The organism is Mesorhizobium sp. WSM4816, assembly GCF_055811535.1.
Genome location: NZ_JBVVQR010000005.1, coordinates 251982 through 267282, shown reverse-complemented (window position 1 = coordinate 267282; position 15301 = coordinate 251982). Strand labels below are relative to the sequence as shown.

Annotated in this window: 10 protein-coding genes; 8 read left to right on the top strand and 2 right to left on the bottom strand. The window is 63.3% G+C overall.

Annotation, left to right across the window (positions count from 1 at the left end; translation table 11 throughout):
- Positions 1 to 5: 5 nt before the first annotated feature.
- On the bottom strand, positions 6 to 2645 hold the full coding sequence (topA, locus tag AC0L3H_RS09030; protein WP_473585214.1) for a type I DNA topoisomerase: 2640 nt from the start codon (positions 2643 to 2645) through the stop codon (positions 6 to 8).
- Between the two features lie 406 nt (positions 2646 to 3051).
- On the opposite strand from topA, the gene AC0L3H_RS09025 reads away from it, so the two are divergent.
- The 6 genes from AC0L3H_RS09025 (at position 3052) to AC0L3H_RS09000 (ending at position 8948) form a co-directional block, all read left to right on the top strand.
- Positions 3052 to 3798 (top strand): cytochrome c biogenesis CcdA family protein, encoded by a 747-nt coding sequence (locus AC0L3H_RS09025; protein ID WP_473585213.1) that lies wholly within the window; start codon positions 3052 to 3054, stop codon positions 3796 to 3798.
- 231 nt (positions 3799 to 4029) lie between these two features.
- Positions 4030 to 5391: a bifunctional UDP-N-acetylglucosamine diphosphorylase/glucosamine-1-phosphate N-acetyltransferase GlmU gene (gene glmU / locus AC0L3H_RS09020; RefSeq protein ID WP_473585212.1), complete on the top strand. Its 1362-nt coding sequence runs from the start codon at positions 4030 to 4032 to the stop codon at positions 5389 to 5391.
- 158 nt (positions 5392 to 5549) lie between these two features.
- Positions 5550 to 7373, top strand: coding sequence for a glutamine--fructose-6-phosphate transaminase (isomerizing) (glmS, locus tag AC0L3H_RS09015; RefSeq protein ID WP_027155143.1), 1824 nt, complete (start codon positions 5550 to 5552; stop codon positions 7371 to 7373).
- 117 nt (positions 7374 to 7490) lie between these two features.
- A complete protein-coding gene (locus AC0L3H_RS09010; RefSeq protein WP_473585211.1) occupies positions 7491 to 7772 on the top strand; it encodes a type II toxin-antitoxin system RelE/ParE family toxin in 282 nt (93 codons plus the stop codon).
- A gap of 37 nt (positions 7773 to 7809) precedes the next feature.
- The gene (locus AC0L3H_RS09005) at positions 7810 to 8109 is read left to right on the top strand and encodes a HigA family addiction module antitoxin (protein ID WP_077383967.1); all 300 of its coding nucleotides are present in this window, start codon (positions 7810 to 7812) and stop codon (positions 8107 to 8109) included.
- Between the two features lie 80 nt (positions 8110 to 8189).
- The gene (locus AC0L3H_RS09000) at positions 8190 to 8948 is read left to right on the top strand and encodes a DUF502 domain-containing protein (RefSeq protein ID WP_473585210.1); all 759 of its coding nucleotides are present in this window, start codon (positions 8190 to 8192) and stop codon (positions 8946 to 8948) included.
- On the opposite strand, the gene recG is transcribed toward AC0L3H_RS09000, so the two are convergent.
- The gene (gene recG, locus AC0L3H_RS08995; protein ID WP_473585209.1) at positions 8900 to 11011 is read right to left on the bottom strand and encodes an ATP-dependent DNA helicase RecG; all 2112 of its coding nucleotides are present in this window, start codon (positions 11009 to 11011) and stop codon (positions 8900 to 8902) included. The two genes, AC0L3H_RS09000 and recG, sit on opposite strands and share 49 nt — an antisense overlap.
- 139 nt (positions 11012 to 11150) lie before the next feature.
- Between recG and AC0L3H_RS08990 the strand changes: the two genes are divergently transcribed.
- A complete protein-coding gene (locus AC0L3H_RS08990; protein WP_473585208.1) occupies positions 11151 to 11438 on the top strand; it encodes an FAD assembly factor SdhE in 288 nt (95 codons plus the stop codon).
- Positions 11439 to 11451: 13 nt separating this feature from the next.
- Positions 11452 to 14949 (top strand): transcription-repair coupling factor, encoded by a 3498-nt coding sequence (gene mfd / locus AC0L3H_RS08985; protein ID WP_473585207.1) that lies wholly within the window; start codon positions 11452 to 11454, stop codon positions 14947 to 14949.
- Positions 14950 to 15301: the final 352 nt, after the last annotated feature.

The window sequence follows — 15301 nt, the reverse complement described above, 5'->3', positions numbered from 1 at the left end:
ATGCACTATCCCTTTTTGTTGGCCACTTTCTTGGCCGCCACTTTCTGGGCCGCCGGTTTCTTGGCCGCAGGCTTTTTGGCAGGTGCGGCCGCTTTGCGGAAGGGCTTTCTGCCGCCATTGCCGCCCTTGGCTTCCTTCTCGGCAATCAGCGCCACCGCATCCTCGATCGTCACCGACTGCGGGTCCTTGCCCTTCGGCAGCGTCGCATTGACCTTGCCGAAATTGACATAGGGCCCGTATTTGCCGTCACGCACGACGATCTTGCCGCCGCCCGCCGGATGCTCGCCAAGTTCCTTCAAGGCGGCGGGCGTGCCGCCATTGCGACCGCCGGGGCCTTTCAACTGCTTCTCGGCGATCACCGACACAGCGCGGTTGAGACCGATCGAGAACACGTCCTCGATATTGTCGAGATTGGCGTAGGTGCCGTCGTGCAGCACGAACGGACCGTAGCGCCCCAGCCCGGCCGAGATCATCTTGCCGGATTCCGGATGCTTGCCGACGTCGCGCGGCAGCGACAGCAGGGCGAGGGCTTTTTCGTGGTCGATCGAATCGACGGTCCAGCCCTTGGGCAGGCTGGAGCGCTTGGCTTCCTTGCCGTCGCCGCGCTGGACATAGGGCCCGAAACGACCGCTGCGCAGCGTGATTTCCTCCGCCGTGTAGGGGTCCTTGCCCAGCACCTTGGTGCCGTCCTCGCCATTGCCGTTTTCGGCATTGGGGTTGGCGGCGTCGCCGAGCTGGCGGGTGAAGGAGCATTCGGGATAGTTCGAGCAGCCGACAAAGGCGCCGAATTTGCCGAGCTTCAGCGACAGGTTGCCGGTACCGCATTTCGGGCAGATCCGCGGGTTCGAACCGTCTTCTCGCGCCGGAAATACCAGCGGCGCCAGTTCCTCGTTGAGGGCGTCGAGCACGTCGGTGACGCGCAATTCCTTGATGTCGGCGACGGCGCCTGAAAAATCCTTCCAGAAATCGCGCAGCACATCCTTCCAGGCGAGCTTGCCGTCGGAAATCTCGTCGAGTTTTTCCTCGAGCGAGGCGGTAAAATCATATTCGACATAGCGCTCGAAGAAGCTTTCGAGGAAGGCCGACAACAGCCGGCCCTTGGCCTGCGGCAACAGCTTGCGCTTGTCCATGCTGACGTAGTCGCGGTCCTCCAGCGTCTTCAGGATCGCCGTGTAGGTCGACGGCCGGCCGATGCCGAGCTCTTCCAGCTTCTTGATCAGCGAGGCTTCCGAATAGCGCGGCGGCGGTTCGGTGGTGTGCTGGGTGGCGTTGATCGCCTCGCGGTCGAGTTGTTCGCCGGCACGGATCTCGGGCAGACGGCGGTCTTCCTCGTCTTCCGCATCCTCGTCCTTCTGGTCGGTATAGGCGGCAATGAAGCCATCGAATCGAACGACCGAACCGACGGCGCGAAGCTCCGCGCTGCGGGCGCCGTTGACCGCCTCGATCTCGACCGTGGTGCGCTCGATCTCGGCTGGCTGCATCTGGCTGGCGATGGCGCGTTTCCAGACAATCTCGTAAAGCCGCGCCTGATCGGCATCGAGATATTGCCTGACCGAAGCCGGCGTGCGCATGAAGTCGGTCGGGCGGATCGCTTCGTGCGCTTCCTGGGCGTTCTTGGCCTTGGTCGTGTAGTTGCGCGGCTTTTCGGGCAGGTATTTTGGGCCGAACTCTTTTGCGATCGCATCGCGCGCGGCTGATATCGCCTCGGGCGCCATCTGCACGCCGTCGGTTCGCATATAGGTGATCAGGCCGGTGGTTTCGCCGCCGATGTCCATGCCTTCATAGAGCCGCTGCGCCACCTGCATGGTGCGGGTTGCCGAAAAACCGAGGCGCGAGGAGGCGGCCTGCTGCAGCGTCGAGGTGGTGAAGGGCGGGCCTGGATTGCGCCTGGTCGGCTTGGCTTCGACCGACAGCGCCTTGAAGGTCGCGCCATCCAGCATCGCCTTGATGTCGTCGGCCTGCGCCTTGTTCGAAATGTCGAGCTTTTGCAGCTTCTTGCGATCGAAGGCAGTCAGCCGCGCCTCGAAATTATCCTTGCGCGGCGTGCCGAGAATGGCGGCGATCTGCCAGTATTCCTCGCGGATGAAGCGCTCGATTTCCAATTCGCGGTCGCAGACGAGGCGCAGTGCCACCGACTGGACGCGGCCGGCAGAGCGGGCGCCCGGCAGCTTGCGCCACAGCACGGGCGACAGCGTGAAGCCGACGAGATAGTCGAGCGCGCGGCGGGCGAGATAGGCGTCGACCAGCGGCGCATCGATCTGGCGCGGACTGGCCATCGCTTCCAGCACCGACGATTTCGTGATGGCGTTGAAGACGACGCGGCTGACCGGCTTGTCCTTCAGCGCGCGCTTCTGCTTCAGCACTTCCAGAACGTGCCAGGAAATGGCTTCGCCCTCACGGTCCGGATCGGTGGCGAGGATCAGGCCGTCGGCGTCCTTGACCGCCTTGGCGATGTCGGCAAGACGTTTGCTCGAGGCGGTGTCGACAGCCCAGGACATGGCAAAATCCTCGTCCGGACGCACCGAGCCATCCTTGGCCGGCAGATCGCGGACGTGGCCGAACGAGGCCAGGACCTTGTAGTTCTTTCCGAGGTACTTGTTGATTGTCTTCGCTTTGGCCGGCGATTCGACGACGACGACGTCCATGAGGTCTCATATCAGCTGTGGTGCGGCAGAAGAATTCCGCTGCGCGCGACGAAATCTCGTATAATTGTCGCTCACATGGCCGTGCTTTTGCATCCGGTCAAGGGCAAGCGCCCAAAATGCAGTCCTGCATTGAGGGGTGCGTCATGTGATATCCGCAATCCTGGATAGGGAGAGCGGCTGCCCTGATCGTTGGACAAACCGGCAATGAATCCGGGAGAACGGGACAAATACTTCCGCCGATATAAGAGAAACATCGATCACGCGCCAGCCCTGGTTTGAAGAGACGGCAGGCATGATGCGACGTTGACAGGCGTGGCATGCGGCCGTGCGACTTGCCACGCGATGGTGATTGGCGGATCGGCGCGGTCGCGGCTATATGGCAGCGCAAACCATCAGGAGTTCGGGAATGGCGTTGGATATCGGCTATGTCAGCGCGGTCGGGGCGGGGGCGATCTCGTTCCTGTCGCCTTGCGTGCTGCCGCTGGTGCCGCCCTATCTCTGCTATATGGCCGGCGTGTCGGTCGATGATTTCCGCGGCAATGCCGGCGTCACCGCCAGGGCCGACGCACGCGGCGCGCTGCTTTTTGCCTCGATCGCCTTCGTTCTCGGCTTCTCGACCGTCTTCGTGGCGCTGGGCGCCGGCGCCTCGACCATCGGCCGGCTGCTGCGCGTCTGGCAGGAGCCGCTGGCGATGGCGGCTGGCGTGCTCATCATCCTGATGGGGCTGAATTTTCTCGGCATATTGCGCATCCCGCTGCTGTCGCGTGAGGCGCGCTTCCAGTCACAGGGCAAGCCGGCCAGTATCGTTGCCGCTTATGTCATGGGACTGGCCTTCGCCTTCGGCTGGACACCCTGCATCGGACCGGTGCTGGGTCCGATCCTGACGCTGGCCGGCGGCCGCGAGACGGTGGGCGAGGGCGCGGCTCTGCTTGCCGCCTATTCGCTCGGCCTCGGCATACCGTTCCTGGTCGCGGCGCTGTTTTCCGGCGCCTTCATGCGCTTTCTCGCAAAATTCCGCGTCCATCTCGGCCGCGTCGAAAAGGCAATGGGCGCACTGCTGGTCGTCGCCGGCGTGTTTTTTCTGACCGGCGGTGTGCAGGCTGCATCCTACTGGCTGCTGGAGAATTTCCCGGTGCTGGGGCAGTTGGGGTGAAATTGGATCAAGTCGTGCGGCTCACAGCTATCGCAACTGACATTGTCAGCGCGACGATCGCTCAGGTTTGCGCTGCCCCTCATCTGCCTGCCGGCAGCGCCGGCATTGGCTGACAGCAGCACTACCGTCTCACCGGAATTTAACCGCATTGGTGCAGCATGGCGCCAATGTTAGTGAGTTTCCGGGCTAGACATGCCTTGATTCCCAACCCTCTTTATATGGTCGCATTCCATGAGCCAGAGAACCTGCCTGTCCGTCATCCTCGCCGCCGGCGAGGGCACGCGCATGAAAAGCGCTGTGCCAAAAGTGCTGCACCCGATCGCCGGCCTGCCGATGGTCGCCCATGTCGTCAAGGCTGCGGAAGCCGCAGGCAGCGGCGATCTGGCGCTGGTGATCGGCCATGGTGCGGACGAGATGCGCAATGCCACGCAAAAATTCGCGCCGAAGGCGGAGACCTTCGTCCAGGACAAGCGGCTCGGCACGGCGCATGCCGTTCTGGCGGCTCGCGACGCGATCTCAAAGGGTTACGACGACATCCTCGTCATGTTCGGCGACACGCCGCTGATCGACCCGGAGGTGCTGAGTGCTGCGCGTCTGAAACTGGCCGAAGGCGCTGCCGTCGTTGTGGTCGGCTTCCGCACGTCAAATCCGTCCGGCTATGGCCGGCTGATCGAAAAAGGCGGCAAGCTCATCGCCATCCGCGAGGAAAAGGACTGCACCGACGAGGAGAAGAAGATCACCTTCTGCAATGGCGGTCTGATGGCGGTTGCCGGCAAGCACGCGCTGCAGCTGCTCGACCAGGTCGGCAACGACAACGCCAAGGGCGAATACTATCTCACCGACATCGTCGAGATCGCCGGCGGGCAGGGTTTTGACGTCGTTGCGGCAGAAGCCGGCTTCGAGAACGTGCTCGGCATCAACAACCGTGCCGAACTCGCTGCGGCCGAAGGCATCTGGCAGGCGCGCCGGCGGCGCGAGGCCATGCTCTCCGGGGTTTCCCTGATCGCACCCGAAACCGTATTCTTTTCATACGATACCGAGATCGGCGCCGATACGATCGTCGAGCCCAATGTCTGGTTCGGGCCGGGCGTGACAATCGCCACCGGCGCCAGGATCAATGCCTTCAGCCATATTGAAGGTGCCACGATCGCTTCGAACTGCGATGTCGGTCCGTTTGCACGGCTGCGGCCGGGTTCCGATCTCAAGCAAAAAGCCAAGGTCGGCAATTTCTGCGAGGTCAAGCAGGCGACGGTCGAGGAGGGCGCCAAGGTCAATCACCTGACCTATATCGGCGATGCCCGCGTCGGCGCCGGCGCCAATATCGGCGCTGGAACCATCACCTGCAATTATGACGGCTACTCGAAGTTCTTCACCGACATCGGCGAAGGCGCCTTCGTCGGCTCGAATTCGTCGCTGGTGGCGCCTGTCACAATCGGCAAGGGCGGCTACGTCGCTTCGGGCAGCGTGATCACCGAAAGCGTGCCCGACGATGCGCTCGCCTTCGGCCGCGCCCGCCAGAGGACGCTGCCCGGCAAGGGCAAGGAATTGCGCGAGCGTTTTGCTTCGGCTGCGGCTGCCCGGAAAAAAGGCTAGCCTGGCTGCGGTAATCGGATTGCAAGCGCACTCGGTCATGGTGCATTTGTGCAGAACCGTTCCGGCTGATACGGAACGAAGCGCAATGTGATTTTCGCGGCAGCCCGGCCAACCCTAAATGGCGCCGGGTTTTCATGCCGGAATCGGGGGCAACGTCTATGTGCGGTATCGTCGGAATTGTCAGTCACTCGCCGGTCGCGCCACTGATCGTCGATGCGCTGAAAAGGCTCGAATATCGCGGCTATGATTCGGCCGGAGTCGCCACCGTCGAGCACGGCCAGCTGGCGCGTCGCCGCGCCGAGGGCAAGCTGATCAATCTCGAACGCCGGCTGAAGGACGAACCGCTCGACGGCATGATCGGCATCGGCCACACGCGCTGGGCGACGCATGGCGTGCCCAACGAGACCAATGCGCATCCGCATTTTTCCGATGGCGTCGCCATCGTCCACAACGGCATCATCGAGAATTTCGCCGAATTGCGCGACGAGCTGATGCGCGACGGCTACACATTTTCATCGCAGACCGATACCGAGGTCGTCGCACATCTAGTGGGGCGCGAACTGGCCAGGGGCCTGCAGCCGGTCGAGGCCGCGCACCAGGCGCTGAAGCGGCTGGAAGGCGCCTTTGCGCTGGCCATCATGTTCAGGGGAGACGAGGATCTCATCGTTGGCGCGCGCAACGGCCCGCCGCTGGCCGTCGGCCACGGCGATGGCGAGATGTTTTTGGGCTCCGACGCCATCGCGCTTGCCCCCTTCACCAATTCGATCACCTATCTGGAGGACGGCGACTGGGCGGTGGTGCGCCGCAACGACGTCGCCATCTTCGACATGGACGGCAACAAGGTCGACCGCAAGCGCCAGCAGTCGCTCAGCACCAGCTTCATGGTCGACAAGGGCAACCGGCGCCATTTCATGGAGAAGGAGATCCATGAACAGCCCGAGGTGATCTCGCACACGCTGGCGCATTATGTGGATTTCGTTGGCGGCGTCTCGAAGCCGCTCGACCTGCCGTTCGATTTCGCCAAAATCGACCGGCTGGCGATTTCGGCCTGCGGCACTGCCTATCTGGCCGGCCTGATCAGCAAATACTGGTTCGAGCGCTATGCGCGGCTGCCGGTCGACATCGATGTCGCTTCGGAATTCCGTTACCGTGAAATGCCGCTGTCGAAGACAGACGCCGCCTTCTTCATCTCGCAATCGGGCGAGACCGCCGACACGCTGGCCTCGCTGCGCTATTGCCGCAAAGCGGGCATGAAGATCGGCGCGGTCGTCAATGTCCGCGAATCGACGATGGCGCGTGAATCCGACGTTATCCTGCCGACGCTGGCCGGGCCGGAGATCGGCGTCGCCTCGACCAAGGCCTTCACCTGTCAATTGTCGGTGCTGGCCTCGCTTGCCGTGCGGGCGGGCGTGGCGCGCGGTACGATTTCGCAGGAACAGGAAACGACGCTGGTCCGCCAACTGTCGGAAGCGCCGCGCTATGCCAACCAGGTCCTGAAACTCGACGGCCAGATCGAAAAGGTCGCGCGCGACCTCTCGCACTACAAGAACGTGCTTTATCTTGGCCGCGATACCAATTTCCCGCTGGCCATGGAAGGCGCGCTGAAGCTCAAGGAAATCTCCTATATCCATGCCGAGGGCTATGCTGCCGGCGAGCTGAAGCACGGGCCGATCGCGCTAATCGACGAGAACATGCCGGTGATCGTCATTGCCCCGCATGACCGGATTTTTGAAAAAACCGTGTCGAACATGCAGGAAGTGGCGGCGCGCGGCGGCAAGATCATCCTGATCACCGACAGCAAGGGTGCCGCGCACGCCACGGTGAAGACGATGGAGACGATCGTGCTGCCGGACGTGCCGGAAATCATCTCGCCGATCATCTACGCGCTGCCAATCCAGATGCTGGCCTATTTCACCGCGGTGTTCATGGGCACCGACGTCGACCAGCCGCGCAACCTGGCGAAATCGGTGACGGTGGAGTAAGGGCTGGCAAGTTTCGACCAGCTGCCGATAGGTCCGGTGACGGTTAGTATCAGTTATTGATACATATTTCTTGCACGCCCTCGTGTATCATGTATGATACGTGACGAGGGGCAGAAATTGATCGTTTCGTTCAAAGGCAAGGCGGTGGAAGCGGTTGCCGAGGGGAAGGCGCCGAAGGGTTTTCCACCCAATCTGGTTGCCCGTGGCGAACGTCGTCTTCGTGCTATCGCCAATGCCGCCCAATTGAATGACCTTAGATCGCCACCCGGAAACCACCTTGAAGCCCTGAAAGGGAGTAGAGCTGGGCAGCATTCTATCCGTATCAACGACCAATGGCGCATCTGCTTCAGATGGACTGATGCTGGCGCCGAGGATGTGGAGATCGTCGACTACCATTGAGTGGGCACTTGCCCTAATCCTTCGAGGTCCCTGAACCATGCTCAAGTTCGCACGTCCAATTCACCCCGGAGAATTCCTGCGCGAGGAATATCTCCTCCCGCTTGGCATGAGCGCTGGCGCGCTGGCGAAGAAGCTTAATCTTCCGCGCACTCGTATCGAACGCATTGCCAAGGAAGAGATCGGCTTGACTCCCGATACCGCGCTTCGCCTCGCCAGGTTCTTCAACACCACGCCGGAATTCTGGATGAATTTTCAGCAGGCCTATGAGCTCGAAACCGAGGCACGGAAACTCGCGCCTGAGCTCGAGAAGATCGAGCCGCTGGAAGTCGCGGCATAGTTGATCATTTAAAAAATTCGCAGTTCCAAAGCCGGATGCGGTTCATTAATGTCGCGCCGCAATCAGCGCTGCGGTGAACCATGTCCGATGCTTCCAAGACCTCAGGCATGACCCGGCTGCGGAATTACTTTCTGACAGGCTTTGTCGTCTGCGCGCCGCTGGCGATCACCGCCTACATCGCCTGGTCGTTTATCGGCTGGGTCGATTCCTGGGTGAAACCCTATATTCCGGCGCGTTACAACCCCGATAGCTATCTGCCGGCGCCGGTTCCGGGATTCGGGCTGATCGTCGCCTTGATCCTGATCACCCTGATCGGTTTCCTGACCGCCAATATCGTTGGCCGGGCTATCGTCTTGTTCGGTGAGCGGCTGCTCGGCCGCATGCCGCTGGTGCGCGGCATCTATGGGTCGCTGAAGCAGATCTTCGAGACCGTGCTGTCGAACAAGGGCGACATGTTTCGCCAGGTCGGGCTGGTCGAATACCCGCGCAAGGGCGTCTGGTCGCTGGTCTTCGTCGCCAGCGAGAAGGAGACCGAGATCAACCAGAAGCTCGACCAGGAGGGTGATCCGCTGATCGCGGTGTTCATGCCGTGCACGCCCAACCCGACCACCGGCTTCCTGATGTACGTGCCGAAATCCGATATCGTGCTGCTCGACATGACGATCGAGGACGGCGCCAAGCTGATCGTTTCAGCAGGGCTGGTGGCGCCGGCGGTCAAGACGAAAATGGTGACGCTGAACGGCACGCCGATCGGCGGCCAGATCGGCAATCCGCCGGTGGATGCCGAGCCTCAGCCGGCGCGCAAGAGCCGCACCGCATCGTCGCGGCCGAACAAATAAAGCAGCATGCGAAGGGCGGCGCCGCGTTCGGATTGCAATTCCGGATCGCGCGACAGGATCAGCCGCGCGTCGTCGCGAGCGGCTTCGAGCAGGTCGGCATGCGCCTCGATGCGCGCCACCTGGAAGCCAGGTGTGCCGGACTGGCGGGTGCCGAGCAACTCGCCTTCGCCACGCAGTTTCAGATCTTCCTCGGCGATGCGAAACCCGTCCTCGGTCTCGCGCATCACTGACAGCCGGCGCGTTGCCGTCTCGCCGAGCGGGTCCTTGTAGAGCAGCACGCAGGACGACGGTTTTTCGCCGCGACCGACCCGGCCGCGCAACTGGTGCAGCTGGGCGAGGCCGAAGCGCTCGGCATGCTCGATGACCATGATCGTCGCATCCGGCACATCGACGCCGACCTCGATGACCGTGGTGGCGATCAGGATGCGTGTCTCGCCGGCCTTGAAGGCGCGCACCGCCTCGTCTTTTTCGGCGCCCTTCATGCGGCCGTGCACCAGGCCGATCCGGTCGCCGAACAGCGGCTTCAAGGAGGCAAAACGGTCCTCCGCCGACATCAGCTTGATCTCTTCGGATTCTTCGACCAGAGGACAGATCCAATAGATCTTCTGGCCGTCGGCGACGGCGTCGCGCATGCGGCCGACCAGTTCGTCGAGCCGCTCGAGCGGCAGGGTGACGGTGCGGATCGGCTGGCGCCCGGCCGGCTTTTCCGTCAGCTTCGACACATCCATGTCGCCGAAGGCAGTAAGCACCAGCGTGCGCGGGATCGGCGTCGCCGTCATCACCAGCATGTCGGGCGCGTCGCCCTTGGCGGTGATGGCGAGCCGCTGGTGGACGCCAAACCGGTGCTGCTCGTCGATGACGGCAAGGACCAGGTCGTGGAACGTCACCGTTTGCTGGAACAGCGCGTGGGTGCCGACGACGATGTCGATCTCGCCACTGGCCAGACCGGTCAGCGTCTCGGTGCGCTCGCGGCCCTTTTCGCGGCCGGTGAGGATGGCGATGCGCAGGCCGGCTTGTTCCGCCAACGGCGCAATCGTCGCAAGATGCTGGCGCGCCAGGATTTCGGTCGGCGCCATCAATGCCGCCTGGCCGCCGGCCTCGACAGCGCGCGCCATGGCGAGCAGCGCGACAACCGTCTTGCCTGACCCGACATCACCCTGCAGCAGGCGCAGCATGCGTTCGGGGTCACCGAGATCGGCATTGATTTCGGCAAGCGCCATTTCCTGCGAATTGGTCAGCGAATAGGGAAGGGCGGCGCGCAGCTTTTCGACGAAGCGGCCGTCGCCGACCAGCGGCCGGCCGGACAGGCGGCGGATTTTTGCGCGCACCAGCGCCAGCGACACCTGGCCTGCCAGAAACTCGTCATAGGCGAGACGCCGCCAGGCCGCGCCGTCGACGGACACGTTGATCGTGTCGGCGGGATTATGGATGCGGGCGAGCGCGTCGCCGAAGGCGGGAAAGCTGCGGCGGCGCAGAAACTCATCCTCCTGCCATTCCGGCAGCACCGGCAAGCGAGCGAGCGCCTGGCCGATTGCCCGGCGCAGCACTTTTCCCGAGAGCCCGGTGGTGAGCGGATAGACCGGCTCGACCAGCGGCAGGTTTTCCGCTTCGCTGGCCAGCGCGATGTGGTCGGGATGAACCATGGTCGGGCGGCCGTTGAACCATTCCATGCGGCCGGAGACCACGACATGCTCGCCCTCGGGCATTGCTTTTTGGAGATAGGCGGCGTGCGCATGGAAGAAGGTCAGCGCGATCTCGCCGGTGTCGTCATGGGCGTAAACCCGGTACGGCACCGATCTGTTGCCGCGCGGCGGCGGCTGGTGGCGATCGATGCGCACTTCCAGGGTGACGATCGCGCCTTCAGCCGAACCGGCGATGCCCGGCCGGTTGCGGCGGTCGATCACCGAATGCGGCAGCACGAACAGAAGATCGCCGGCACGTGCGGGGCGGCGATCACCAAGATCGGCCGGCACGATTTTCTCGATCAGTGCGCCGACCTTCGGCCCGACGCCGGCAAGCGAGGTGATCGGGACAAACAGCGGATCGAGGAGGGAAGGTCTCATGGGTGTCGGCGCTCACCTGGGCCGATGTTGTCAGAAGTGTATGTCACACCGGGATGTTAGACACCCACCGGACCGTTGCAAGGCTGACACCGCGCTCTATCCACGCTATATGCGCCGCTTCAGGCAAGGATGCTGGACGATGACCGGAACGAGACGATCAAGCGAGGGGCTCGACGCCCGCCGCCGCAAGCTTCTGTTTCGATCCTGGCATCGCGGCATGCGCGAAATGGACCTTATTCTCGGCATTTTCGCCGACGCCGAGATCGGCGCCTTGACCGGCGACGAACTCGACCAATATGAGAGGCTCCTCGAAATTGCCGATACCGAATTCCTGCCCGTGATCACCGGCGAGCGGCCGATTCCGGCTGACATCGACTGTGCCGTCCTGCAAAAAATCCTGGCGTCGCGCCAGGCGATGACATTCTGAAATACGTGATTCCATGAGCCTGATTCCCACTATTGGCCTGCCGAAAGGCCGCGCCGGCCAGTTCATCGTCGACGGAGTCGCCGACGGTTACGAAGCCTTCGCGCTGGTGCAGGCCGCGCACGAGATCGCGCCCGACAAGCCGGTGCTGTTCGTGGCACGCGACGGCCAGCGCCTGCCTTCGATCGTCGAGGCGCTTTCCTTCGCCGCGCCTGGCCTGCCGGTGCTCGAACTGCCGGCCTGGGATTGTCTGCCCTATGACCGCGTTTCGCCCGGCCCGGATGCAGCCGCGCGGCGACTGGACGCGCTCACCGCGATGATCGCGTTGGCAAAAAATCCGCACCGCGCCGTCATCCTGACCACTGCCAACGCGCTGCTGCAGCGCATTCCGCCGGCAAGCCTTGTCGAGGCGCAGACATTTCACGCCAAACCCGGCAACCAGATCGACATGAACGCACTGGCGTCGCGGCTGGAGATATCAGGCTTCGAGCGGGTGCCGACCGTGCGCGGCGTCGGCGAGTTCGCCGTGCGCGGCGGCATTCTTGACCTGTTCGCGCCGGGCTGGACGGAAGCGCTCAGGCTCGATTTCTTCGGCGACACGCTGGAATCGATCCGCGTCTTCGACGCCGCCACGCAGCGCACCACCGGCCAGCGCAAGTCGATGGCGCTGCAGGCGATGAGCGAAGTGGCGCTGACGCCGGAGACCATCAGCCGCTTCCGCCGCAGCTACATCGACGCTTTTGGCGCGCCCTCGCGCGACGACGGGTTGTATGCGGCGGTCAGCGAGGGACGGCGTTTCGCCGGCATGGAGCACTGGCTGCCGTTCTTCTACGAGCGGCTGGAGACGGTGTTCGACTATCTGCCGGACACGCCTGTGGTGTTCGACCATCTGGCGCATGAGGCACTGGCCGAGCGCCATGCGCTGATCCTCGACCATTACGAGGCGCGCAGGAAGCAGGCCGACGGCGCGCTGAAGGACGCCGTCCCCTACAAGCCGGTGCCGCCCGACCTGCTTTATCTGTCGCCGGAAAACCTCATCGCCTCGCTTGGCCCGCGCGAGGCGATCGACTTCACGCCGTTCGACGCGCCCAACGCCGGCGCCAGGAAAATCTTCCATGCCGGCTCGCGGCATGGCCGCAGCTTCGTCGAGGAACGCGCCGACCCCAACGTCAACGTCTTCGACGTCGTCGTAAAACACATCGCCGACGAGCGCGCCGCCCGCCGCCGCGTCGTCGTCGCCGGCTGGACCGAAGGTTCGCTCGACCGGCTCGGCCAGATCCTGGCCGAGCACCATCTCGGCAACCTCGAGCCGGTGGCTACGCTGGCCGAGGCGGAAAAGCTCGAGCCGGGGCAGGCGGGACTTGCCGTACTGCCGCTCGAATCCGGCTTCGAGACCGGGAAACTGGTCGTCGTCGCCGAGCAGGACATTCTGGGCGACCGGCTCATCCGTCGCTCGAAGCGCAAGAAGCGCCCTTCCGATTTCATCGCCGAGGCCTCGGCTTTGTCCTCCGGCGACATCGTCGTCCATAGCGACCACGGTATTGGCCGCTTCATTGGGCTGCGCACCATCGAGGCGGTCGGCGCACCGCATGATTGCCTCGAAATCCATTACGCCGGCGACGACCGGCTGTTCCTGCCGGTGGAGAACATCGAGCTTTTGTCGCGCTATGGCTCGGATTCGACTGAGGCGACATTGGACAAGCTTGGCGGCGGCGCCTGGCAGTCCAGAAAAGCGCGGCTGAAGCGGCGGCTGCTCGACATGGCCGGGCAGTTGATCCGCATCGCCGCCGAGCGGCAGATGCGCGCTGCCCCTTCGCTGGTGCCGGCAGACGGTCTCTATGACGAATTCGCCGCGCGGTTTCCCTATGAGGAGACCGACGACCAGCAGACGGCGATCGATTCGGTCATGGGCGACCTGGGCGCCGGCAAGCCGATGGATCGGCTGATCTGCGGCGATGTCGGCTTCGGCAAGACCGAGGTGGCACTTCGCGCCGCCTTCATTGCGGCGATGGAAGGCTTTCAGGTCGCGGTGGTGGTGCCGACGACGCTGCTGTCGCGCCAGCATTTCAAGACCTTCTCGCAGCGCTTCTCCGGCCTGCCGATCCGCGTCGCCCAGGCCTCGCGGCTGGTCGGCGCCAAGGAACTGGCAGAGGCCAAGAAAGGCATCGCCGACGGCACCGTCGACATCGTCATCGGCACTCACGCGCTGCTCGGCTCGTCGATCTCGTTCAAGAATCTCGGCCTGTTGATCATCGACGAGGAACAGCATTTTGGCGTCAAGCACAAGGAACGGCTAAAGGACCTGAAGAGCGACGTGCATGTGCTGACGCTGTCGGCAACGCCGATCCCGCGCACGCTGCAACTGGCATTGACCGGGGTGCGCGAACTGTCGCTGATCGCCACGCCGCCGGTCGACCGCCTGGCGGTGCGCACCTTCATCTCGCCTTTCGACCCGCTGGTCATTCGCGAGACCCTGCTGCGGGAACGCTACCGCGGCGGGCATTCCTTCTATGTCGTGCCACGCATCAGCGATCTGGCGGAAATTCATGATTTCCTTCGTGAATCCGTGCCCGAACTAAAGGTGGCTGTCGCTCACGGCCAGATGCCGCCCGGCGAGCTCGACGACATCATGAACGCCTTCTACGACGGCCAGTACGACGTGCTGTTGTCGACCACCATCGTCGAATCCGGCCTCGATATCCCGACCGCCAACACGCTGATCGTGCATCGCGCCGACATGTTCGGCCTGTCGCAGCTCTACCAGCTGCGCGGCCGCGTCGGCCGCTCGAAGGTGCGCGCCTATGCGCTGTTCACGCTGCCGGCCAACCGCAAGCTGACCGATACCGCCGAGCGCCGGCTGAAGGTGCTGCAGTCGCTCGACACGCTCGGCGCCGGTTTCCAGCTCGCCAGCCACGATCTCGACATCCGAGGTGCTGGCAATCTTCTCGGCGAGGAGCAGTCCGGCCACATCAAGGAGGTCGGCTTCGAGCTCTACCAGCAGATGCTGGAAGAGGCCGTCGCCGAGGTCAAGGATTCCGGCGAGGTGCAGGATGGCGGCTGGTCGCCGCAGATCGCCGTCGGCACGGCGGTGATGATCCCCGAAAACTATGTTCCGGACCTGCAGCTGCGGCTGGCGCTCTACCGCCGCCTCGGCGATCTCGAAAACACCGAGGAGATCGACGCTTTCGGCGCCGAGCTGATCGACCGCTTCGGACCGCTGCCGGAGGAAGTGAAGCATCTCTTGAAGATCGTCTTCATCAAGGCGCTGTGCCGCAAGGCCAATGTCGAAAAGCTCGATGCCGGACCAAAGGGCGTCGTCATCCATTTCCGCAAACGCGAGTTCTCCAACCCCGTCGGGCTGGTCACCTTCATCGGCGAGCAGGGTTCGCTGGCCAAGATCCGGCCGGACCACAGCGTCGTTTTCGTCCGCGACTGGCCGACACCTGAAAAGCGGCTGGCCGGTTCAGCGGTCGTCATGACGCAGCTGGCAAGGCTGGTGGAGAAGGCGGCTTAGCGCGGCTCAGCCGGCTCCTTCTTCTCCCCTTGTGGGAGAAGGTGGCCGCGAAGCGGTCGGATGAGACACATCGCCCGGCGTCGGGCGCCATCGTAGATGAAAGGTGCGCGGGCCGCTTTCTCTGGTATATCGGTTTTAAAATCGAGCCCTTGGCCCAAGTCGCTATCCGATTGAAATGAAACAGAGTTTGAAGTTACTTTCATGGCAGGGGTGTTCCAGCTTGGCAAAACCGCGCTCCGGCCAACACCCCTCATCCGTCTTGGCGCTGCGCGCCAATCCACCTTCTCCCACAAGGGGAGAAGGAAAGACAGGCGGCGAGCTTGCGCCATTCGCCACCATCGAAATTCCGGTC